General features: G+C 66.7%; 17 protein-coding genes. 9 read left to right on the top strand and 8 right to left on the bottom strand.

Annotation, left to right across the window (positions count from 1 at the left end; all coding sequences use genetic code 11):
• Nucleotides 1-35: 35 nt before the first annotated feature.
• The 5 genes from aldA to WJU27_RS11640 form a co-directional block, all read right to left on the bottom strand.
• Nucleotides 36-1,472 carry an aldehyde dehydrogenase gene (gene aldA / locus WJU27_RS11660; RefSeq protein ID WP_341422210.1) on the bottom strand — a complete coding sequence of 479 codons (1,437 nt, stop codon included), beginning with the start codon at nucleotides 1,470-1,472 and terminating at the stop codon, nucleotides 36-38.
• 24 nt (nucleotides 1,473-1,496) lie between these two features.
• On the bottom strand, nucleotides 1,497-1,964 hold the full coding sequence (locus WJU27_RS11655; RefSeq protein ID WP_018230257.1) for a DUF1097 domain-containing protein: 468 nt from the start codon (nucleotides 1,962-1,964) through the stop codon (nucleotides 1,497-1,499).
• 56 nt (nucleotides 1,965-2,020) lie between these two features.
• Nucleotides 2,021-2,896 carry a transporter gene (locus tag WJU27_RS11650; RefSeq protein ID WP_341422209.1) on the bottom strand — a complete coding sequence of 292 codons (876 nt, stop codon included), beginning with the start codon at nucleotides 2,894-2,896 and terminating at the stop codon, nucleotides 2,021-2,023.
• 62 nt (nucleotides 2,897-2,958) lie between these two features.
• Entirely contained in the window at nucleotides 2,959-4,680 is a 1,722-nt protein-coding gene (locus WJU27_RS11645; protein ID WP_341422208.1) for a methanol/ethanol family PQQ-dependent dehydrogenase, read from the bottom strand.
• 115 nt (nucleotides 4,681-4,795) lie between these two features.
• Complete coding sequence (locus tag WJU27_RS11640) at nucleotides 4,796-5,332, bottom strand: QcrA and Rieske domain-containing protein (protein ID WP_341422207.1); 537 nt, start codon at nucleotides 5,330-5,332, stop codon at nucleotides 4,796-4,798.
• Nucleotides 5,333-5,789: 457 nt separating this feature from the next.
• Between WJU27_RS11640 and WJU27_RS11635 the strand changes: the two genes are divergently transcribed.
• Complete coding sequence (locus tag WJU27_RS11635) at nucleotides 5,790-7,718, top strand: sigma-54-dependent Fis family transcriptional regulator (protein ID WP_020163540.1); 1,929 nt, start codon at nucleotides 5,790-5,792, stop codon at nucleotides 7,716-7,718.
• A 148-nt stretch (nucleotides 7,719-7,866) separates the two neighbouring features.
• On the opposite strand, the gene WJU27_RS11630 is transcribed toward WJU27_RS11635, so the two are convergent.
• Nucleotides 7,867-8,577, bottom strand: a complete 711-nt coding sequence (locus tag WJU27_RS11630; RefSeq protein WP_296809328.1) for a FadR/GntR family transcriptional regulator — start codon at nucleotides 8,575-8,577, stop codon at nucleotides 7,867-7,869.
• Nucleotides 8,578-8,679: 102 nt separating this feature from the next.
• Here WJU27_RS11630 and WJU27_RS11625 point away from each other — a divergent pair, with 102 nt between their 5' ends.
• The 6 genes from WJU27_RS11625 (at nucleotide 8,680) to ribD (ending at nucleotide 14,170) form a co-directional block, all read left to right on the top strand.
• Nucleotides 8,680-9,441, top strand: a complete 762-nt coding sequence (locus WJU27_RS11625) for a (Fe-S)-binding protein (protein WP_341422206.1) — start codon at nucleotides 8,680-8,682, stop codon at nucleotides 9,439-9,441.
• A complete protein-coding gene (locus WJU27_RS11620) occupies nucleotides 9,438-10,103 on the top strand; it encodes a LutC/YkgG family protein (protein ID WP_341422205.1) in 666 nt (221 codons plus the stop codon). The genes WJU27_RS11625 and WJU27_RS11620 overlap by 4 nt, the downstream gene beginning before the upstream one ends.
• On the top strand, nucleotides 10,100-11,545 hold the full coding sequence (locus WJU27_RS11615) for a LutB/LldF family L-lactate oxidation iron-sulfur protein (RefSeq protein WP_296809333.1): 1,446 nt from the start codon (nucleotides 10,100-10,102) through the stop codon (nucleotides 11,543-11,545). The genes WJU27_RS11620 and WJU27_RS11615 overlap by 4 nt, the downstream gene beginning before the upstream one ends.
• A 66-nt stretch (nucleotides 11,546-11,611) precedes the next feature.
• The gene (locus WJU27_RS11610) at nucleotides 11,612-12,502 is read left to right on the top strand and encodes a flagellar brake protein (RefSeq protein WP_296809335.1); all 891 of its coding nucleotides are present in this window, start codon (nucleotides 11,612-11,614) and stop codon (nucleotides 12,500-12,502) included.
• Between the two features lie 81 nt (nucleotides 12,503-12,583).
• Entirely contained in the window at nucleotides 12,584-13,063 is a 480-nt protein-coding gene (nrdR, locus tag WJU27_RS11605) for a transcriptional regulator NrdR (protein WP_019919492.1), read from the top strand.
• Nucleotides 13,064-14,170, top strand: a complete 1,107-nt coding sequence (gene ribD / locus WJU27_RS11600) for a bifunctional diaminohydroxyphosphoribosylaminopyrimidine deaminase/5-amino-6-(5-phosphoribosylamino)uracil reductase RibD (RefSeq protein ID WP_020163546.1) — start codon at nucleotides 13,064-13,066, stop codon at nucleotides 14,168-14,170.
• 134 nt (nucleotides 14,171-14,304) lie between these two features.
• On the opposite strand, the gene WJU27_RS11595 is transcribed toward ribD, so the two are convergent.
• Nucleotides 14,305-15,795 (bottom strand): DegQ family serine endoprotease, encoded by a 1,491-nt coding sequence (locus WJU27_RS11595; protein ID WP_020163547.1) that lies wholly within the window; start codon nucleotides 15,793-15,795, stop codon nucleotides 14,305-14,307.
• Between the two features lie 371 nt (nucleotides 15,796-16,166).
• Between WJU27_RS11595 and folE the strand changes: the two genes are divergently transcribed.
• Both folE and WJU27_RS11585 read left to right on the top strand, forming a co-directional pair.
• Entirely contained in the window at nucleotides 16,167-16,778 is a 612-nt protein-coding gene (folE, locus tag WJU27_RS11590; RefSeq protein WP_020163548.1) for a GTP cyclohydrolase I FolE, read from the top strand.
• A gap of 369 nt (nucleotides 16,779-17,147) precedes the next feature.
• A complete protein-coding gene (locus tag WJU27_RS11585; RefSeq protein ID WP_020163549.1) occupies nucleotides 17,148-18,284 on the top strand; it encodes a porin in 1,137 nt (378 codons plus the stop codon).
• 365 nt (nucleotides 18,285-18,649) lie between these two features.
• On the opposite strand, the gene WJU27_RS11580 is transcribed toward WJU27_RS11585, so the two are convergent.
• Complete coding sequence (locus WJU27_RS11580; protein WP_341422204.1) at nucleotides 18,650-19,963, bottom strand: adenylate/guanylate cyclase domain-containing protein; 1,314 nt, start codon at nucleotides 19,961-19,963, stop codon at nucleotides 18,650-18,652.
• Nucleotides 19,964-19,980: the final 17 nt, after the last annotated feature.

The following is a 19,980-nucleotide window of genomic DNA, read 5'->3' as shown; positions in this document are numbered from 1 at the left end:
CGACGGGTGAGGGATCGCCTCACCCCGATCGCGCGTCAGCCGTGCTGTATGTAGGCCACGTGGGTTTCCGTGTACTCGTACAGCCCGTGCTTGCCGTCGGCGCCGCCGATGCCCGACTTGCGGCGGCCGGCGTGGAAACCCTGCATCGCTTCGAAGTTTTCGCGATTGACATAGGTTTCACCGAACTGCAGGTCGCGGATCGCGCGCATTGCAGCATTGAGATCGCGCGTATAGACCGACGACGTCAGGCCATAGTCGGACGCGTTGGCGTGGGCGACGGCCTCGTCGAGATCGTCGACCAGTTGTACCGGCAGCACCGGGCCGAAGATTTCCTTGCGCATGATGTCCATGTCGGCGTGGCAGTTGATCAGCACGGTGGGTTCGTAGTGATAGCCCGACGCGCGGTCGGCGACCTGGCCGCCGAGCACGCACTGGGCGCCGTCGCGCTTCGCCTGTTCGACCATGGCGGCGACCTTGTCCAGGCCTTCCTTGTTCACCAGCGGGCCCATGTCGATGCTCTGGTCGGCGATCGGATCACCGTATCGGGTCGCAGCCATCTTCGCGGCGAGCTTGGTGATGAACTCGTCGGCCACTGCGCGCTGCACGTAGATGCGCTCCGCGCAGTTGCACACCTGTCCGGTGTTGATGACGCGCGAGGCGGTGATCGCGGTCGACGCGAGATCGAGGTCGGCGTCGGCCAGCACGATGGCCGGCGCCTTGCCGCCCAGTTCGAGATTGACGCGGGTCAGGTTGCGACCGGCGGCCTGCATGATGCGGCTGCCGGTCTCGACGCTGCCGGTGAAGCTCACCATGTCGATGGCACGGCTGCCGGTCAGCGCGGCGCCGGTGGTTTCACCGCGGCCGCCGACCAGATTGAACACGCCGCACGGCAGTTCGGCGGCATGTACCAGCTTGGCGAACAGGAAGGCGTTGAGCGGTGTTTCCTCGCTCGGCTTGATCACGATGGTGTTGCCGGTGACCAGCGCTGGCGCCATCTTGCGGGCGATCAGGAAGAGCGGGAAGTTCCACGGCAGCACGCCGGCGACCACGCCGACCGGCTTGCGCAGCAGGAAGATGCTTTCGCCCGGGCGGTCGCTGGTGAGCACCTCGCCTTCGATGCGGCGTGCCCATTCGGCCATGTAGTCGAGGTAGTCGGCGGTGAAGTCGACCTCGACCCGCGCCAGGCCCAGCGTCTTGCCCTGTTCCAGCGTCAGCAGGCGTGCCATCTCTTCGCGTACGCCGCGCAGGCCTTCGGCCACCTTGCGCAGATGCGCTGCGCGCTGGATGGCCGGCAGCTTCGCCCACTGCGGTTGCGCCGCACGGGCGGCGGCGATCGCGCGCTCGACCGCGGCGACGCCCGCCTCCGGCACCGTGTCGAGCAGGGCGTGCGTGGCCGGATTGAACACATCGATGCGGGTGGCGATGTCGGCCTCGTCGAAGCGTCCGTCGATGTAATTGTGATGGGTACTCATTGCAGCTTCTCCTTGGGACGGAAATCAGGCGGCACGCGTCATGCGTTTGCCGAAGGACTCAGACAGGTAACCGAAGGTGAGGCCGGCGACCCAGGTCAGGCCGACGAACAGCGCCTTCTCGAAGGTGTCGCCAGTGGCGCCGAAATAGGTGGCCGCGCCAAGGAAGGCGGCCGGCGTGTAGGACAGCGCCGCGACGTCGGCCATCGCCACCAGCACGAAGGCCAGCACCGCGACCAGCAGTGCCAGCGCCGGCAGGCTGCCGCCGGCCAGTGCGACCAGCCACATCGTGCCGGCGGTCAGGACCACCCCGGCGAGCGCGGCGAAGGCCGACTTGCCGAGTGCCTGACTGCCGCCGCCGGCAGCGAAGAAGGTGGCCCACGCGACGAAGCCTATCCACGGGTTCAGCTGCAGGTTCGGCATGCCGATGCTCAGGCAGACCCACAGTGCGACCAGCAGGGCGATGCTCAGTGCGAGTGCGTGCAGCAGTTTCATTTGATGCCTCCTTGAGTGAGGCCGGAGGCGCGCCGCGGCACGCCTCCGGCCGGGACTTACCAGACGTAGGCGTACTTGATGTTGATGCTGTTGTTGACCGGCCGGTTCTCGCCCTCGATGCCGTGCGAGTAGCGCAGCGCGATCGACTGGTTGCCGTAGTAATGGAACATCACGCCGAGCGAACCATCGAAGCCCCACGAGTCATCGGCGCCGTTGCGGCCGCTGATGCGCTCGTAGTCGACACCGGCGAACGGCTCCAGCCAGTCGTTCACGCGGTAGCCGAAGCGGTTGTTGGTGTGCCACAGCATGCCCGGGCGATTGCCATCGTCGCGCCGGCTCTGCGCGACGAAGCCCAGGTCGCCGGTCCAGCCGATGCGCTCGGTCAGCGGCACGTACCACAGCAGGCTGGACAGGTTCTTCCAGTTGGTGTCGCTGACGTCCTTGTCGCCGATCGGGATCTGCAGGAAGGTCTGAAAACCCAAGGTCGAACCGGGCGTCGGCTTGTACCAGATGGCCGCGCCGGTGATGGTGTCGCCGAAACCGCTGATGTGCCGCGCGTCCGGGTCGACGGCGTCGCGGTTGCGGATGCCCACCGTCGGCTGGATGACCTCGAAGGCCAGACCGATGTTGCGGTTCGACTCGGGCGTCCAGAAGCGCACGTACTTCGACAGGCCGATGATCTTCTGCGCGCTGTTGCCGCGCTGACGGTCGCCGTCGCTGTCGAACAGCCGGCTGTCGCGCTGCACGGTGGCGTACTGCACGAACACGTTGAACGGCTGGTCGAAATTGACCGGCAGGTCGTACTCGTGCGGACCGATCACGTCGAAGGTGGTCTGGGCGGTGGCGCTGCCGGACAGCAGCGCCAGTGCGATACCGGCAGCGGAGGCGACAGCCTTTGCGGCGCGGATGGGAGTGTTTGCAGCAGTGCTCATGAGGGTATGTCCTTGTTATGGTTTGTCAGGCAGGCGCGCGGCGGAGCGGGCGCCCCGGCGGATCATTTCCTGGGCAGCTTGAATACCCAGATCACGCCGCCCTGCGGCACGGTGGTCTTCTTGTCGAGCACCGCGTTGAAAGCGCCCTGCATGCGTTCGGCATCGACACCCCAGCCGGACTGCACCGCGACATACTGTTCGCCGTCGACCTCGAAGCTCGAGGGCACGCCGGTCACGCCCGAGTTGGTCGGGAATTCCCACAGCAGCTTGCCGGTGCTGGCGTTGAAAGCGCGGAACTTGCGGTCGTTGGTGCCGCCGCCGAACACCAGGTTGCCGGCCGTGGTCATCAGCGGGCCCCAGTTCATTTCCGGATAGGTGTGGGTCCACACCTTCTTGCCGGTCTTGAGGTCCCAGGCCTGCACTTCGCCGATATGCACCTTCGACTCCGGCGTCATGCGCACATTGGTGAGCACGTTCTCGATCGACACACCGAGGTAGAGATCGCCCTTGTTGTACTTGACCGGCTCGCCGGTCAGTTCCGAGCACAGATTGTTCTGCGCCGGGATGTAGAGCAGGCCGGTATGCGGGTTGTAGGCCTCGGGCGGCCAGTCCTTGCCGCCCCACAGCGAGGGGCAGAAATTCACCGTCTTGCCGGTGGCGGGGATGCGTGCCGGATCGTAGGTCGGGCGGCCCGTCTTCGGATCGAGCTGGGTGAACACGTTCTGCGTGACGTAGGGCCAGGCATCGACGTAATTCACCTTGCTGTCGGTGCGCTCCAGCATCCACAGATAGCCGTTGCGGCCGGCGTGCACCAGCGACTTCACCTTCCTGCCCTTGTGCTCGAGGTCGATCAGCAGCGGGGCCGATACTTCGTCCCAGTCCCACGAGTCGTTGTGGTGGTACTGGTGGTAGCCCTTGAGCTTGCCGGTGTCGACATCCAGTGCCAGCACCGAGTTGGCGTACAGGTTGTCGCCGCTGCGCGTGTCGGCCATCCACGGGCCGGCGTTGCCGACACCCCAGAAGGCGAGGTTGGTGTCCGGGTCGTAGGTGCCGGTGATCCACACCGAGCCGCCGCCGCGCTTATAGGTATCGCCCGGCCAGGTGTCGCCGCCCGGTTCGCCGGGGCCGGCGATGGTGTAGGTGCGCCACGCTTCCTTGCCGGAGTCGGCATCGAAGGCGGCGACGAAACCACGGATGCCGTATTCGCCACCGGAACTGCCGATCATGATCTTGCCCTTGGCGGCCAGCGGCGCCAGCGTCATGTAGTAGCCGGACTTCCAGTCGGCCACCGCGGTCTTCCACACCTCCTTGCCGGTCTTCGCGTCGAGCGCGACCAGGAAGGCGTCAGTGGTGGCGATGTACACGCGGTCGCCGTACAGCGCGACGCCGCGGTTGGTCGGGTGCAGCTGCTGCAGCTCGTCCGGAATGGTTTTCTTGTAGCGCCAGATCTCCCGGCCGGTCTTCGCTTCCAGACAGATGACTTGGTTGTTCGGCGTGGCGACGAACATGTAGCCGTTGTTCACGATGGGCGGCGCCTGATGCCCTTCGGTCATGCCGGTCGAGAAGGCCCATGCCAGCTGCAGCTTGTCGACGTTCTTGTCGCTCACCTGCTTGAGCGGGCTGTAGCCCCAGCCGGCGTAGTTGGCGCGGTACATCAGCCAGTTCTGCGCCTCCGGCTTGTTCAGCCGCGCGTCGGTCACCGGCGCGTAGGCCGGCAGCGCACTGGCCACCAGCGGTGCGAGCAGTGCCGCCGCGAGGGCGGTCCGCTTCATCATGGTTTTCATGCTTCCTCCTGTGTTTTAGGGCGAAGGTGTGGTCGCGCTTCGTGGGCGCGACCGCTGCTGCAGCCCGGACGCTTCGCCTTGTGACGTCCGGACGGTGTAAAGCGGTATCGCGCGGTCAGCCCTTGCGCACGCCGGGCACGGAACTGAACGCGCCGGCCACCACCAGCTCGCCGTTCTCGCTCTTCAGCGGCAGCCAGGGCAGCGCGCGTGCGGCCGGACCTGCGGTGACGGCACCGGCCTTCAGCGGATCAAATTTGGAGAAGTGGCAGAAACAGAACATCGCGCCGCCATTGGCGTCCCACTCGCTGACCTCGCAACCCTGGTGGGTGCATACCGCCGAGTAGGCGAGCACGCCGTCGGCGCTGCGGGCGCGGGTTTCGTCGTCGAGCGACGCCGGGTCGAAGCGCATCAGGATGACTCGACCCAGACGGCTGCCGTCGCGTACCAGCGCATCGGTCGCGGCGAAGGGCAGGGCGCGCACCGGCTTGCTGGCGAGCGGAATGTCGGCGACCTTCAGCGGCTGCGGCGTGTCTTCGTCGTCCATGCGCACCAGGCGGTCGCCCGGCTGCGGCGGCAGGTCGGCCGGCTCGCTGGCCTGCGCGCCACGCAGGCCGCTTCCGAGCATGACGGTGACCGCGATGGCGGCTTTCATTGCATCGCGACGCTGCATGCAGCAGGGGGCGCATGCCTTGTCGGCGATTTTTTTCGTGTTGTCCTTGTCCATGGTCTCCTCGCAGGTTCGGTGTGGCGAACAGCCCTGGAGCGAGCGGCGTGCCATGTGCCGGACGCGGCTTCGATATGCGGATGGGCTGTGTTGCAGAGGTGTTTCAAACGACGCAGTGGCGCCGGATTTACCCGCCAGAACGGGGAATTCATCCCGCAGGCGAGCAAGGTCGAGGGCGGCGGGATTTCCCGCTCAGGTGAGACGGAATCTCACTCGAAGTGAGACAAATCCTTGTAATTCAGTGGCTTGCGGGGCTGTTTCGATGCTGCAGTGCAACGGAGATTCCGCTTGAAGCGCGCGGAAGGCGTCTCCTACACTGTCGCGAAAACAGCTGGCGGCGTGACCGCACGGCGATGACGAAAAACGTGTCGGAGGAGGACGGGCCATGCGATTCAGGGACGAGTTTTCGCAACACATGAGGCGGGTCGCGGCGGCGTCGGATGCGCGCGCTGGCGCGCTCGCGCTGGCGGGCGAGGAGCGCATCGCCGATTCCTGGCGGCGCTCGATGGAGCTCTACCGGGTGGATCCCGAAGTGCCGGCGGCGCCGCGCATCCTCAGTGCGGCGGAGGTGCGCGAGCGCTGCGGACGCATCGAATCCTTCCTGCAGCTCGCACGCCTGGGCGTCGGCAAGCTGCACAGCCAGATCAAGGACGCCGGCTACTGCGTGCTGATGACCGACGCTGACGGCAGCACGGTCGATTTCCGCGGCCTGCCGAACATAGATCACGAATTCAAGTCGCGCGGTTTCCGTGTCGGTGCCTGCTGGTCCGAGCAGGACGAAGGCACCTGCGGCGTCGGCACGACGCTGGTCGATCGCGCGCCCATCCTGGTGCACAAGGGTGAGCACTTCCGCGCCTACAACATCGGCATCACCTGCAGCGCGGCACCGATCTTCGGTCCCGACAACGACATCATGGGTGTGCTGAACGCCTCGGCGCTCGCTTCGCCCGATGACCGGCGCAGTCAGACGGTGGTGTTCCAGCTGGTCGCGCAGAACGCCCGTTTCATCGAGAACGCCTGGTTCATCGAAGCCAACCGCCACCGATGGACGCTGCAGATCGGCGGTGCCGGCCGCGGGCTTGAACCGGAGCGCAGCTACCTGCTGGCGCTGGATGAGCGCGGCTACGTCGTGCAAGCGAACTTCCTCGCACACGTCGAACTGCTGGAACACGCCGGCCCGCTGCCGCGCGCCTTCCACGAAGTATTCGACCTGAGCGCCGACGAATTGCTGCGCGCCGCGCACGACCGCCCGGGCATGCCGGTCGCGCTGCGCCGGCTCACGACCGGCCAGGCGCTGTCAGCCATCGTTCGCGTGCCGGAGCAGCGGCGGGTCGCGCGGCGCGTGGCGCAGGGCCGGCACGACTTCTCCACGCTCACCGTGCGCGACACCCGCCTGGTCAGTGACATCCAGCGCCTGAAGCGCATCGTGAACAGCCGTCTGCCCATCCTGCTGCTCGGTGAAACCGGCTCCGGCAAGGAGGCGTTCGCGCACGCCATCCACGCGCAGAGCGAGCGGCGCGACAAGCCCTTCGTCGCGCTGAACTGCGCGGCGATTCCGGAGAACCTGATCGAGAGCGAACTGTTCGGCTACCGCGAGGGCGCATTCACCGGCGCCAAGGCGAAGGGCGAGGCGGGCAAGATCCAGCTGTCCAGCGGCGGCACGCTCTTTCTCGACGAGATCGGCGACATGCCGCTGCCGCTGCAGACGCGATTGCTGCGCGTGCTGGCCGAAGGCGAGGTGCTGCGCCTGGGGGGTACCGAGCCGGAGAAGGTCGATCTGAACGTCATCTGCGCCACCCACCGCGACCTCGAATCGCTGGTCGCCGCCGGTCGTTTCCGCGAAGACCTCTTCTACCGGCTGAATGCCGCCACCTTCACGCTGCCGCCGCTGCGTGCGCGCAGCGACCGGCGCGATGTTCTGCAGCAGGTGTTCGACGAGGAGTGCGCCGCCGCCGGCCGCGACATCGAACTGCCGGTCGTGCTGGCCGACGAGCTGATGACCTACGCCTGGCCCGGCAACATCCGCCAGCTGCGCAACACGCTGCGCTATGCGGTGGCGGTGTGCGAATCGGACACGATGTCGCGCGAGCACCTGCCGGACAACATCCTGCGCGCGCTCGACGAACCGCAACCCGCCGCAGCGCTGCCGCGCAGCGACGCCGAGGCCGACGAGCGGCGACGCATCGTCGAAGCGATGGAAGCCACCGGCTGGCGTGCCACCGAGGCGGCCGCGCTGATGGGCATGCCGCGCGCCACCTTCTACCGCCGGCTCAGCCGCTACGGCCTGGGTCGCGGGCGCTTCCCGAGCCGCTGACGCAGGACATCGCGGCCGCTGTCGGGGTCAAGACCCCTCCCACAGAATCCGGCTCCGACTACGTGTCGGGCGCGATCCCTGTGGGAGCGGCCTTGGCCGCGACGCGGCATATGCGTGCCGCGCACTTCGATCCATGCCGCCGCCGCGATCAGGGCATCGCGCCCGCAGCATCGGGCGCCAGCCGCGCCCGCACGAAGTCGATGTGCGCGTACATGGTGTCGCGCGCCTGCTCCGGTGCCCGCGTGCGGATCGCTTCCCACAGCGCGAAGTGCTGCTGCCACAGCGCCTCCGCCACCGCGCGGTCACCGAAGCGCAGGCCAGCGTGGTTCTGCGCCATGTGTTCGCGGTGCAGTGCGAGCAGATTGGCCTGCAGGTAGCCGAACATCGCGTTGTGCGCAGCACTCGCGATGGCGCCGTGCCACACCGAATCGAGCAGCACCTCCTGCGCCTCGTCGTCGTCGCGCCGGGCGCGGCGCAGGCGGTCGATCACGCCACGCAGCATTGTCAGGTCGGCACGCGTCGCGCGCTCAGCCGCGAAGGCAGCCGCCTCGCCTTCGAGTACGCGGCGGAATTCCAGCATGTCCTTGCCGAGGTGCGGGTGTTCGGTCAGCAGCTGACGCCACGGCGAGGTGAGGCCGCCGTGCAGGCGGTCGGTTACGTAGACCCCGCTGCCTACGCGGCTGGCCAGCAGACCGCGCGCGGCCAGGCGCTGCACCGCTTCGCGCAGCGTGCCGCGCGATACGCCCAGCTCTTCCGCCAGTGCGCGTTCGGCCGGCAGGCGGGCGCCGGCGGCATAGCGGCCGTCGAGCAGGCGGCTCTCGAGTTCGCGGGTGGCGCGGTCGGCGGCGGTGGGCGGCATGGTGGCGGGTGCAGGAGAATTGGTCCGACCAATTTTGCCTGAAGCGCGGGCGCCGCGATCATCTCGCTCCATCGCACTCGAGGGTGCCCACCGGAGTTTCCGATGCACGCAGATCGTCCGCCGCGCCCCGATCAGGTCTATCTGTTCGGTACCTGCCTGATCGACCTTTTCGTGCCACAGGCCGGCGTCGATGCGGTACGTCTGCTGGAACGCGAAGGACTGACCGTGCATTTTCCGCGCGCCCAGAGCTGCTGCGGCCAGCCGGCCTTCACCAGCGGCAATCCGGACGAGGCGCGCCGCGTGGCCGCCGCGCAGATTGCGCTGTTCGACCAGCCCTGGCCCATCATCGTGCCGTCCGGCTCCTGTGCCGGCATGATGCGTCACCACTGGCCGACGCTGTTCGACGACGATCCGGTGCTGCAGGCGCGCGCCCGCGATGTGGCCGGCCGGGTGTACGAACTGGCCGGCTTCCTGGTCGAGGTGCTGCACGTCGACTACTCGGCTGCCAGCGCCGAGCCCGTCACCGTCGGCCTGCACACCTCGTGCAGTGCGCGACGCGAAATGGGTACCCGCGCGCACGGCGTGCAGCTGCTGTCGGCGCTACCCGGCGTCACGCTCGACACGCACGCCAACGAATCGGAATGCTGCGGCTTTGGTGGCGTGTTCTCGCTCAAGCACGCGGACATATCGGGCGCCATCGTGCGCGACAAGGTGGCCAGCCTGTCGGCGGTCTGCGAACGCTTCGTCACCGCCGACTGCGGCTGCATGCTGAACATTTCGCACGCCGCCGAACACCAGGGCCGGGCGCTGCGCGGGGAACACCTGGCGACCTTCCTGCTGCGCCGGCTGGAGGGCGAAGCATGAGCGCCCGCGAACGCATCCTCGCCCGTCTGCGCGCGGCCGAGCCTGGCGCGCCGGTGATGCCGCCTGACGTGACGGCCTACTACGCGCAGCGACCACGGCTGACGCCGGGCGAGCGGCTGCAGCAGTTGTGTGCGCGACTGCGCGCTTCGCGCGCCGATGTGATGGTGGCGCAGCCGGCCGAGTGGGCGCGCGTTGCGGCCGATGCGTTGCACCTGCGCGGCGTGCGTCGCCTGGCACTGAACAGCGACGTGCGCGCCGACGAGCTGGCGGCGGCCTTGCCGCCCGCCATCGAGGCGGTGCGCTTCGACGGCGCGATCGAGGCCTGGAAGCAGGACATGTTCGCGACCGTCGACGCCGGGTTCACACCGGCCGCTGCCGGCATTGCCGCCACCGGTGCGCTGCTGCTGAACCACGGCGGCGCGCTGCCGCGCACGCTGTCGCTGGTGCCGCCGATCAGCCTGGTCTGCGTCGATGCGCGCGATCTGTATGACGACCTGCACCATGCGTCGAGCATCCAGCGCTGGGCCGACGACATGCCGACCAACCGCGTGCTGGTGTCCAGTCCGTCGCGCACCGCCGACATCCAGCAGACGCTGGCCTACGGTGCGCACGGCCCGCGCGAGCTGGTCGTGGTGGTGATCGCCGACGGAGATACCGCATGAGTGCGCAGACCATGCACTTCGTGTCGCCGGCACAGTTCCGCGACCGCGTCAGCGAGGCGCTGGCGGATGACGGGCTGCGCGACAACTTCCGCAGCGCCATGCAGTTCCTGCGTGACAAGCGCGCCAGCCAATTTCCGGACCCGGTCGAAACCGAGGCGCTGCGCGATCTTGGCGAGGCGGTACGCAAGCACGCGCTGGCGCATCTGCCTGCACTGCTGGAGAAGCTGGAGGCGAATCTGCAGGCGCGTGGCGTCGAGGTGCACTGGGCGGAAACGCCGGACGAGGCCTGCGCCATCATCCACCGCATCGCCACCGAAGCTGGCGCGACGCGCGTGATCAAGGGCAAATCCATGGTGAGCGAGGAGGTGGAACTGAACCACTACCTCGAAGCGCGCGGCGTCGAGTGTCTCGAATCGGACATGGGCGAGTACATCGTGCAGCTGGCCGGCGAACGGCCGTCGCACATCGTCATGCCGGCCATCCACAAGACGAAGCAGGACATCGCGCGGCTGTTCGAACAGAAGATTCCGGACGCCGGCTACACCGAAGACGTCGATGCGCTGATCCGCACCGGCCGCGAAGTGCTGCGCGAGCGCTTCATGCAGGCGGACATCGGCATTTCCGGCGTCAATTTCGCGATCGCCGAAACCGGTACGCTGTGGCTGGTCGAGAACGAGGGCAACGGTCGGCTGTCGACGACGGTGCCGGACATCCACATCGCGATGATGGGTATCGAGAAGGTGGTCGATACGCTGGAACACGCGATGCCGCTGGCCAGCCTGCTGCCGCGCTCGGCCACCGGTCAGGCCGCCACCACCTATTTCAACCTGATCACCGGTCCGCGTCGGCCCGGCGACCAGGACGGGCCGCGGCGCATGCACCTGGTGCTGCTCGACAACGGTCGCACCCAGGCCTATGCAGACGCCCAGCTGCGCGCGACGCTGCAGTGCATACGCTGCGGCGCGTGCATGAACCACTGCCCGGTCTATGCGCGCGTTGGCGGCCATGCCTATGGCACCACCTATCCTGGGCCGATAGGCCAGATCCTGTCGCCGCACCTGCTGGGGCTGGACGACAGCCGCGACCTGCCGACCGCCTCCAGCCTGTGCGGCGCTTGCGCCGAGGTGTGCCCGGTGCGCATCCCGATCCCGTCGTTGCTGATGCGCCTGCGTACCGAAGCCAATCGCGCGCCTGGCGCCGCGGTGGCGCAGCCGCTGGCCGGGCAGGGGGCTTCGTTCAGCGTCGGGCAGAAGCTGGTGTGGCGCTTCTGGAGCGGCATCTACGCCAGCCCCGGACGTTACCGGCTGCTGCGCTGGGCGGCCACCCGCTTCCGTTGGCTGGCACCGCGCCGGCAGATGGGCTGGACGCAACACCGCACACCGCTGCGGCCGGCCGCGCGCAGCCTGCACGATCTGATGAAGGCGCGCGGACAGCCGCGTTGACCGGCGGCTTCAAGTTTTGGCGCGGTCTGTCGATACCCCGGGGATACCGCTGCCTCCGAGGCCGTCATGATTCCCGTGCGCAAGACCGATGTGGTGCTGGGCAAGCCCCTGCCGTATTCGCTGTACGACCAGAACAACAAGCTGCTGCTGAAAGCCGGCGTCGTGGTGCAGACGCAGAACCAGCTCGACGTGCTGAGCGAGCGCGGTCTGTACCGCGACCGCATGGCGGCCAATCAGGTGCAGGCGCCGTCCAGCATCGTGCCGGACGGCGAGCCGGCGCCGGACAAGGACGGCATCCTGCTCGACCTGGAGGACATCCGGCTGCAAGTCGGCGACCTGCTGCAACTGCAGGGCGTCGCCGCCGACGCACCGCGCCATGCGGTGAAGCTGCTCGGCTACGCGAAGGGACGCAGCGTCATGGTGACGCCGCCGATGGTCGATGGCGCCTACGCGATGGTGAAACAGGACGCCGCCTTCGTCGTCCGCTTCTTCTCCGGCAAGAGCGTGTACGCCTTCCCGGCGCACGTGCTGAAGATGTCGAACACGCCCTTTCCCTACCTGCACCTGAGCTATCCGAAGAAGGTGCGTGGCATGCGCGTGCGCCGCGCCCAGCGTGCCAGCGTGCGGCTGATCTCGTCGGTCACCGACATGTATGGAGCGCTGTACGCCGGCACCCTGGTCGATATCAGCAAGGGCGGGGCGTTGCTTGCCGCAAAGGCCGCGCTGGGTGAAATCGGCGACCTGTTGCAGTTGAAGTTCAGGCTGCAGTTCGACGACATCGACCAGTTCGTGCATGTCAAGGCGGGCATCCGCTCGGTGCGCAGCAATCCGGACGCGGAGGGCGAGGCCTTCGCGCTGCACCACGGGCTCGAGTTCGTCGAAGTGCAGGGCAGCGACCGGCTGGCGCTGTCCGCCTACACCTATCAGAAGCTGATCGAAGCGAGCGACGTGGCCTGAATCTGCGCTTGCGCGGACGAAATGCGGCGCAATGCCGCATCCGGGCGTAACATTCGCGCCGTCCATGCACGGAGCGACGCCATGAAATGCCCGTTCTGCAGCTCCCCCGATACCCAGGTGGTCGAAACCCGCGAAAGCGAGGATGGCGACATCATCCGTCGCCGGCGCCGCTGCGCGCACTGCGACAAGCGCTTCACCACCTACGAGCGGGTCGAGTTGAAGATGCCGCAGATCGTCAAGAAGGACGGTCGGCGCGCCGACTACGATCGCGAAAAGCTGCGCGCCAGCATGATGCTGGCGCTGCGCAAGCGCCCGGTCACCACCGAGTCGGTGGATCTGGCGATGGACCGCATCGAGGAACGCCTGCTCACGATGGGGGTGCGCGAACTGGCCACCGACCGCCTCGGCGAACTGGTGATGCGCGAACTGAAGAAGCTCGACAAGATCGGCTACATCCGCTTTGCCAGCGTCTATCGCAATTTCGAGGATGTCGATGAATTTTCGGAGGTCGTGCGCGAGGTGACCAAGCCGCCGCGCGCGCCGCGCAAGACGGGAGGCTGAATGGCGCACGACGCCTCGCTGGACACCCTTTTCATGGCGCGCGCGCTGAAGCTGGCCGCGCGCGGGATGTGGACCACGTCACCGAATCCGCGCGTCGGCTGCGTGCTGGTGCGCGATGGTCAGATCGTCGGCGAAGGCTGGCACGAAAAGGCCGGCGAGCCGCACGCCGAAGTGCATGCCTTGCGTGCCGCTGGCGACGCTGCGCGCGGGGCGACTGCCTACGTGACGCTGGAACCCTGCAGCCACCACGGCCGCACGCCGCCGTGTGCCGATGCGCTGGTCAAGGCCGGCGTGGCGCGCGTGGTCGCCGCCATGCAGGACCCGAATCCACTGGTCGCCGGCAACGGGCTGGCGCGACTGCGCGCCGCCGGCATCGCTACCGACTGCGGCGTGCTGGAGGCCGATGCGCGCGAACTGAACATAGGTTTCGTGTCGCGCATGACGCGCGGCAAGCCCTGGGTCAGGCTGAAAACCGCATCGACGCTGGATGGTGTCACCGCGCTGGAGAACGGTGTCAGCCAGTGGATTACCGGCGCCGCGGCCCGACGTGACGGCCACCGCTGGCGGGCACGCGCATGTGCGGTGCTGTCGGGCATCGGCACGGTGATCGAGGACGACCCCAGCCTGACCGTGCGCGAGGTCGATACCCCGCGCCAGCCGCTGCGCATCATTGTCGACGCCCGGTTGCAGCTGACGCCGCAGGCGAAGCTGTTTGCCGACATCGAACGTTCGCCGCTGCTGGTGGTGTGTGCGTCCGACGACACGCCGAAGGCGCAGGCGCTGCGCGATGCCGGCGCCGAACTGCTGGTGCTGCCGAACGAGGGCGGGAAAGTTGACCTGCCCGCCATGTTCCAGGCGCTTGGCGCGCGGGGCATCAACGAGGTGCACGCCGAATCCGGTCACAAGCTGAACGGGTCGCTGCTGCGCGAGGGCTGTGTGGACGAACTGTTGATGTATCTGGCGCCAACGGTGCTCGGGCGCGGCATGGGCCTGTTCAATCTGGGCCCCTTCGACACGCTGGCCCAGCGCATCGATGTAGACGTCCGCGACATGCGGGCGGTGGGCAAGGACTGGCGGCTGCTGGCGCGGCTTAGACCTGCGTCGTAAGCGCGGGCCATCCGGCGGCACTGGTTTCGGCACAGGCTGCTGTCGGGGTCAGAAGACCCCTCCCACAGAACACCCCTCGGGTCGCCGATGGGGCGCAGTTACTGTGGGAGCGGCCTTGACTGTCAGCGGGGGGGTCAGCCTACCCTGATCGGTACGAACAGCCGGTTGTCGCCTCGCTGGATCAGCAGCGCGATGCGGCCCTTGGCCTTTTCCACCAGTCTCGCCAGTTCTTCCGCGCTGCCGACCGGCTGACCATTTACCGCAAGGATGGCGTCGCCCGGCTGGATTCCCGCCTGTGCGGCCGCGCCGCCGGCGTCGGCTACGACCAGACCGCGGGTGACGCCCAGCTGCTGCGATTCCGCACCGGTCAGCGGACGCACGGCGAGGCCGAGCCGGTCGCGTACCGGTCCGCTGTCGCGGCCACCTTCGTCGAGCGCCGTCACCTCGCTGTCGCTCTGTTCGCCCAGCGTCGCGCTCAGGTCACGTTCCGCACCCTGACGCCATACCTTCATCTTGACCGTCTTGCCCGGCGCCAGATTGCCGATCACTTTCGGCAGGTCGAAGGAATCGGACACCGCTCGGCCATCGACCGACAGGATCACGTCGCCGGCTTGCAGACCGGCCTTGTCGGCCGGACCGCCCTGTTCGACGTTGGCCACCAGCGCACCGCGCGCGCGGTCGAGGCCGAAGCTGTCGGCCAGTTCGCGCGTGATCGGCTGGATGCTGACGCCGAGACGGGCGTGCTTGGCACGCCCATACTGCTTGATCTGGTCGGCCACACGCATCGCCACGTCGATCGGAATGGCGAAGGACAGACCCATGAAGCCGCCGGTGCGGGAGTAGATCTGCGAATTGATGCCGATCACCTCGCCGTTCAGGTTGAACAGCGGACCGCCGGAATTGCCCGGGTTGATCGCCACGTCGGTCTGGATGAAGGGCACCAGCGACTCGTCAGGCAGCGCGCGCGACTTGGCGCTGACGATGCCCGCAGTCACCGTGTTCTCGAAACCGAAGGGTGCGCCGATGGCGGCTACCCACTCGCCGACGCGGGTGGTGTCGGCATTGCCCAGCTTCACGGCCGGCAGGTTCTTCGCGTCGATCTTGATCAGCGCGACGTCGGTGCGCTTGTCGCTGCCGATCACCTTTGCCTTGTACTCGCGCTTGTCGGTGAATTTGACCGTTACCTCGGCGGCATCGGCCACCACGTGTGCATTGGTCAGGATATAGCCGTCGGGACTGATGACGAAGCCGGAGCCGATGCCGCGCGGCGCCGGTCCCTCGCCGCCACGCTGCGGGTTCTGCGGCACCGGGATGCCGAAGCGGCGGAAGAACTCGAACATCGGGTCGTTCGGATTCACCGCCACGCGCGAAGGCTTGCCAATCACGCTGATGTTCACCACCGACGGCGAGGTCTGCTCGACCAGCGTGCTGAAATCCGGAAGGCCGGCAACCAGGGGCGCCGTCGTCGGCGCGGTGATCGTCGCCGCCTGAGCAATCTGAACCGGCTTCGACTGCGGTGCGGCTTCTGCGTGGCGCATCCAGTCGACCGTCGTCGCCGTGGCGCCCAGCCCGAAGGCCGTCGCGGTCAGTGCGGCGAGTGCGGTACGAGACAGCTTGATCTTCATCGATGTCCTCTCCTGACGTGTGTTTGCGCGCCTGACAACCTGGCTGAAATGAGTCGGCGCGACTTCTGGGCGAACGATGGAGCGGGCCCGGCTGAGGGCTGTTCCGGTGACTTGCATCCGGAAACAATCGTCAAGCCGCGGGCCGAGGGTCTATTGACAGTGACTCGCGCGCTGCAAACGCGGTTCGCGACTCAAGGTCAACAGGCCCTAACGCTGTTCAATCTGGGGAGCAAAAACGCCATATCAAGGGTCACAGACTGCTCAAACCTCTTGAAAACCCCGGCCTGCGCCGCCAACATGGACGGCCCGGGTCGCCGAAGGCGGGCGCAAGCCGGCCGCCGACCCACCATATATATAAGTACAGGAAGAACATGAAGAGCACTGACACCGGTCGTCCGACCCGCGAGGAAGCCGAAGCGGCCGTTCGCACCCTGATCCGCTGGACCGGCGACGATCCGACGCGCGAAGGCCTGATCGACACGCCGAAGCGCGTGGTCAAGGCCTACGAGGAGTTCTTTGCGGGCTACGCAGAGGATCCGCGCGAAGTGCTGTCGCGCACTTTCGAGGAAGTCGAGGGCTACGACGAGGTGATCGCACTGACCGGCATCCGCTTCGAGAGCCATTGCGAACACCATATGGTGCCCATCATCGGTACGGCACACGTCGCCTATCTACCGGATCGCCGCGTGGTCGGCATTTCCAAGCTGGCGCGACTGGTCGAGGTGTTCGCCAAGCGCCTGCAGATCCAGGAAAAGATGACCGTGCAGGTGGCTGACGCACTGTATGAAGTGCTGCAGCCTCGCGGCGTAGCCGTCGTGATCGAGGCCGCGCACGAGTGCATGACCACGCGGGGCGTGCACAAGCCGGGTGTCGCGATGGTCACCAGCCGCATGCTGGGCGCCTTCCGCGATGACGCGCGCACCCGCCGCGAGTTCTTCGATCTGATCGGCCGCTCCGGCGGCAGCGGCAGCTGCGGCGTCTGAATTCGCACAGTTGTCCGTCTGGCGGACACATGGAGCCCGGGTGCTGATCGGCCCGGGCTTTTTTGTATCCGTGCTCCGTCGAACGACAGCCGGACGTCGATGTCGCGGGTCACGCAGACCGGGCGCACGAGGCGCCACGCCTGCAAATGCCCCGCCACTCTCGCGCGAACTGGCCTTGTTGCGCAAAAACCACAAGACTTGATCCAGGGGCATACGTAATTCAACGCATGGCTTGCGGCCGACTTTGCTGCTTCGGTACAGTCCGCCACACCTTCTGAAGCTCCGAAGGTGTGTAGCCCGGCAGTGCAGCGGCCGCGAGGCCGAATACGATCCGGGCACCCACTATCATCGCAAGAGGAGATTTGCGTAATGTCCAAGAAACTGCTTGCCGCTGCCATCGCCGCAGCGCTCGCCCCGGCCGCCGTCATGGCCGAAGCTTCCAACGTGACCATCTACGGTCGCATCGACTACGGTTTCATGTCCCGCGGTGGTGACAGCGGTGGCCTGTCGCAAGCCGGTCGCACTGGCCGTCTGAACGACTTCGAAGACGGTATCCTCGGCACCAACCGCTTCGGCTTCAAGGGTTCGGAAGATCTGGGCAACGGCCTGAAGGCCATCTACGAATTCGAATTCGGCTTCTCGGGCGACAGCGGCACCTCGTTCGGTTCCACCACCAACCGTCACAGCTGGGTTGGCCTGACCGGTGCCTTCGGTACCGCCCTCGGTGGCCGCGTTGATGGCGCCCGTTACTCCTTCGTCGGCAAGTACGACCCGTTCAAGAACCAGACCGTTGCCAACGCCGGTTCGCTGTTCGGCGTGACCTCGGGTCTGGGTCAGGCTGACCGTGCTGACAACGCCGTTGTGTACATCACCCCGGAACTGGCCCCCGGCCTGAAGTTCCTGGCTGCTTACACCACGTCGCTGCTGTCGGAAGCCGGCTCCGGCGCCATCGCTGGTCAGGACGTCGAAACTGGCGACACCCCGCTGTACGCGATCGCCGCCATGTACGACAACGGCCCGATCAGCCTGCTGCTCGACTACGAAAACCTCCAGATCAAGCGCGTTGCCCCGGGCGGCGGCGATCTCGAATTCGACCTGTGGGTTGCTGGTGCCAGCTACGACTTCGGCGTTGCCAAGCTGTCGGCTTACTACGAAAGCACCGAAGGTGACGACACCGCCTCGAAGGCTGTCTCGAACGGCGACGGCTGGCTGATCGGTCTGTCGGCTCCGGTGACTTCGAACATCACCCTGAAGGCTTCGTACGTCAAGGCCAACGACGATCGCGCTGCTGACAGCGATTGCTCGAAGTGGGGCATCGGTGGCGAGTACGCCTTCTCGAAGCGCACCACCGCGTACGCAACCTACGCCAAGATCAACAACGACGATCTGGCCCGTTGCGGCATCTCGAAGAACGCTGCCGGCGGCAACGGCACGGGTTCGGGCGGCGCCAACGGCACCGGCTACGGCGATTCCGGCTTCAACATCGGTCTCGCTCACACCTTCTAATCGGTTTCCGATCAGAAAGTCGTGCTCAAACGGGCGCCTTCGGGCGCCCGTTTTTCGTTCACCTGCCACATCAGCTTATTGTGATCGTTTGTCGAGAAGGCAGGCGCGCGCCAGGTCAATCTAATGGACGCACAGGCGGGACTGTTGGAAGAGGGGCTGCGTGGCAGGCGGCAGAGAAATGAATGCCTGCTCGTGACGGGTATCTCGCATGTTCGATGCCCTTGCTGGCGCCTGCGTCCCATTGCTGCGCGGCTGATCAGCTAGCTCGACCGTCGCCAGATCTTCAGGCGCGACGGGTTATGCAACGTGTCCGCCTAACGGAGGTGGTCGCATTGTGATCAAGCCCCCGCTCGCCAAACCTGTACTCACCCTGCGTCGAGCAGGATGTCCACGCTGTCCGTCCGCAATTCGGTGCTGTCCTCCTTGCGCCCGATCAGCCGATACACCACGGTGTCGCCCTTGCCCTTGAGGTAAAGCGTTTGCGGCTCGTGGAAGTCGTAGCGGCTGCGCAGCCGCAGGTAGGTCGCGGTATCGACCTGCACCATGCCGGGCACGCCCTCGGTAGTGATGCGGCTGGCCAGATTCACCGTGTCGCCCCACAGGTCGTAGATGAACTTCTTCTTGCCGACGACGCCGGCGACGACCGGGCCGGTGCCTATGCCTATGCGCAGATCTAGCAATACGCCGGTGCCGGTGGTCTGATTACGCAGCCAGTCGCGCATTTCCAATGCGAGGTCGGCGACGGCCGCCGTGTAGTCGGCGTTTCCAGAATTCAGTCCGCCGGCCACCATGTAGGCGTCGCCTATGGTCTTGATCTTCTCCAGGCCACGCGCCTCGGCCTGTTCGTCGAAGCGGGAGAACACGCGGTTCAGCATCGAGAAAACCTGTGACGGCGTCATGCCGGCGGCGACCTGGGTGAAGTTCACGATGTCGGCGAACATGACGCTGACGTCAGCGAAGCCGTCGGCGATGTTCTTCTCGTTCTGCTTGAGACGCTCGGCGACCGGCCCTGGCAGGATGTTCAGCAGCAGTCGCTCCGAACGTTCCTGTTCCTGTTCCAGCAATGTGTGTGCTTCGGCCAGCCGGCGCGCGATGATCTGTTTCTGTTCGATGGCGAAGCGCAGCAGCATGAACACGATGCTGGAGACGGCGAGGAAGTTCAGCGCGAAGAACACGACGCTGGTTTCCACCGGCACCAGCGCGTTGCGGTAAGTCGCGGCGTCGGCGAGGTAGTAGTCGAAGAAACCGGTCAGCGCGACCAGGAAAGCGTAGGCGAAGAACCAGGCCAGCGCCTCGCGCGCGCCGATGCACAGGATGGCGCCGATCGGAGCGAGCAGCCCCCACAGCAGGATGCCGCTGGCGGTGATGAAGTTGCCGATCGCCCACTGCGCGACGAAAGGCGCGAACAGGAAGAGCCCGAGCTGCGTGTTGCGGAACAGGCGGAAATTGCCGCCATACAGGAAGAGGGCGAGGTTGCCCGCCAGCAGCAGCTGATAGGCGAAGGGCAACGTGGCCGACAGCCGTGGCCCGAGACTCCAGTAGACCGCCAGCCAGAGCGTAGAGGCGACGCAGACCAGGCCGGTCGCCAGCACCAGCAGCGACTTGTTCAGGCGCTCGTCGGCACTGTCCGTCGGCAGAATGCCGCCACGACGCAGGCGCGTGAAGAAGCCCGTACTCATCGCACGGACCCGTGAAG

It is taken from the genome of Methyloversatilis sp. NSM2, from assembly GCF_038066675.1.
Lineage (GTDB): Bacteria > Pseudomonadota > Gammaproteobacteria > Burkholderiales > Rhodocyclaceae > Methyloversatilis > Methyloversatilis discipulorum_A.
This window is presented reverse-complemented; position numbering and strand designations above follow the sequence as displayed.

Coding starts and splice junctions, on each gene's coding strand:
- WJU27_RS11640 (WP_341422207.1), bottom strand. CDS start 5,332: ATGAAAGCCGCCATCGCGGTCACCGTCATGCTCGGAAGCGGCCTGCGT.
- WJU27_RS11625 (WP_341422206.1), top strand. CDS start 8,680: ATGCACGCAGATCGTCCGCCGCGCCCCGATCAGGTCTATCTGTTCGGT.
- WJU27_RS11630 (WP_296809328.1), bottom strand. CDS start 8,577: ATGCCGCCCACCGCCGCCGACCGCGCCACCCGCGAACTCGAGAGCCGC.
- WJU27_RS11655 (WP_018230257.1), bottom strand. CDS start 1,964: ATGAAACTGCTGCACGCACTCGCACTGAGCATCGCCCTGCTGGTCGCA.
- WJU27_RS11615 (WP_296809333.1), top strand. CDS start 10,100: ATGAGTGCGCAGACCATGCACTTCGTGTCGCCGGCACAGTTCCGCGAC.
- WJU27_RS11610 (WP_296809335.1), top strand. CDS start 11,612: ATGATTCCCGTGCGCAAGACCGATGTGGTGCTGGGCAAGCCCCTGCCG.
- WJU27_RS11635 (WP_020163540.1), top strand. CDS start 5,790: ATGCGATTCAGGGACGAGTTTTCGCAACACATGAGGCGGGTCGCGGCG.
- folE (WP_020163548.1), top strand. CDS start 16,167: ATGAAGAGCACTGACACCGGTCGTCCGACCCGCGAGGAAGCCGAAGCG.
- ribD (WP_020163546.1), top strand. CDS start 13,064: ATGGCGCACGACGCCTCGCTGGACACCCTTTTCATGGCGCGCGCGCTG.
- WJU27_RS11650 (WP_341422209.1), bottom strand. CDS start 2,896: ATGAGCACTGCTGCAAACACTCCCATCCGCGCCGCAAAGGCTGTCGCC.
- WJU27_RS11645 (WP_341422208.1), bottom strand. CDS start 4,680: ATGAAAACCATGATGAAGCGGACCGCCCTCGCGGCGGCACTGCTCGCA.
- WJU27_RS11585 (WP_020163549.1), top strand. CDS start 17,148: ATGTCCAAGAAACTGCTTGCCGCTGCCATCGCCGCAGCGCTCGCCCCG.
- aldA (WP_341422210.1), bottom strand. CDS start 1,472: ATGAGTACCCATCACAATTACATCGACGGACGCTTCGACGAGGCCGAC.
- WJU27_RS11620 (WP_341422205.1), top strand. CDS start 9,438: ATGAGCGCCCGCGAACGCATCCTCGCCCGTCTGCGCGCGGCCGAGCCT.
- WJU27_RS11595 (WP_020163547.1), bottom strand. CDS start 15,795: ATGAAGATCAAGCTGTCTCGTACCGCACTCGCCGCACTGACCGCGACG.
- WJU27_RS11580 (WP_341422204.1), bottom strand. CDS start 19,963: ATGAGTACGGGCTTCTTCACGCGCCTGCGTCGTGGCGGCATTCTGCCG.
- nrdR (WP_019919492.1), top strand. CDS start 12,584: ATGAAATGCCCGTTCTGCAGCTCCCCCGATACCCAGGTGGTCGAAACC.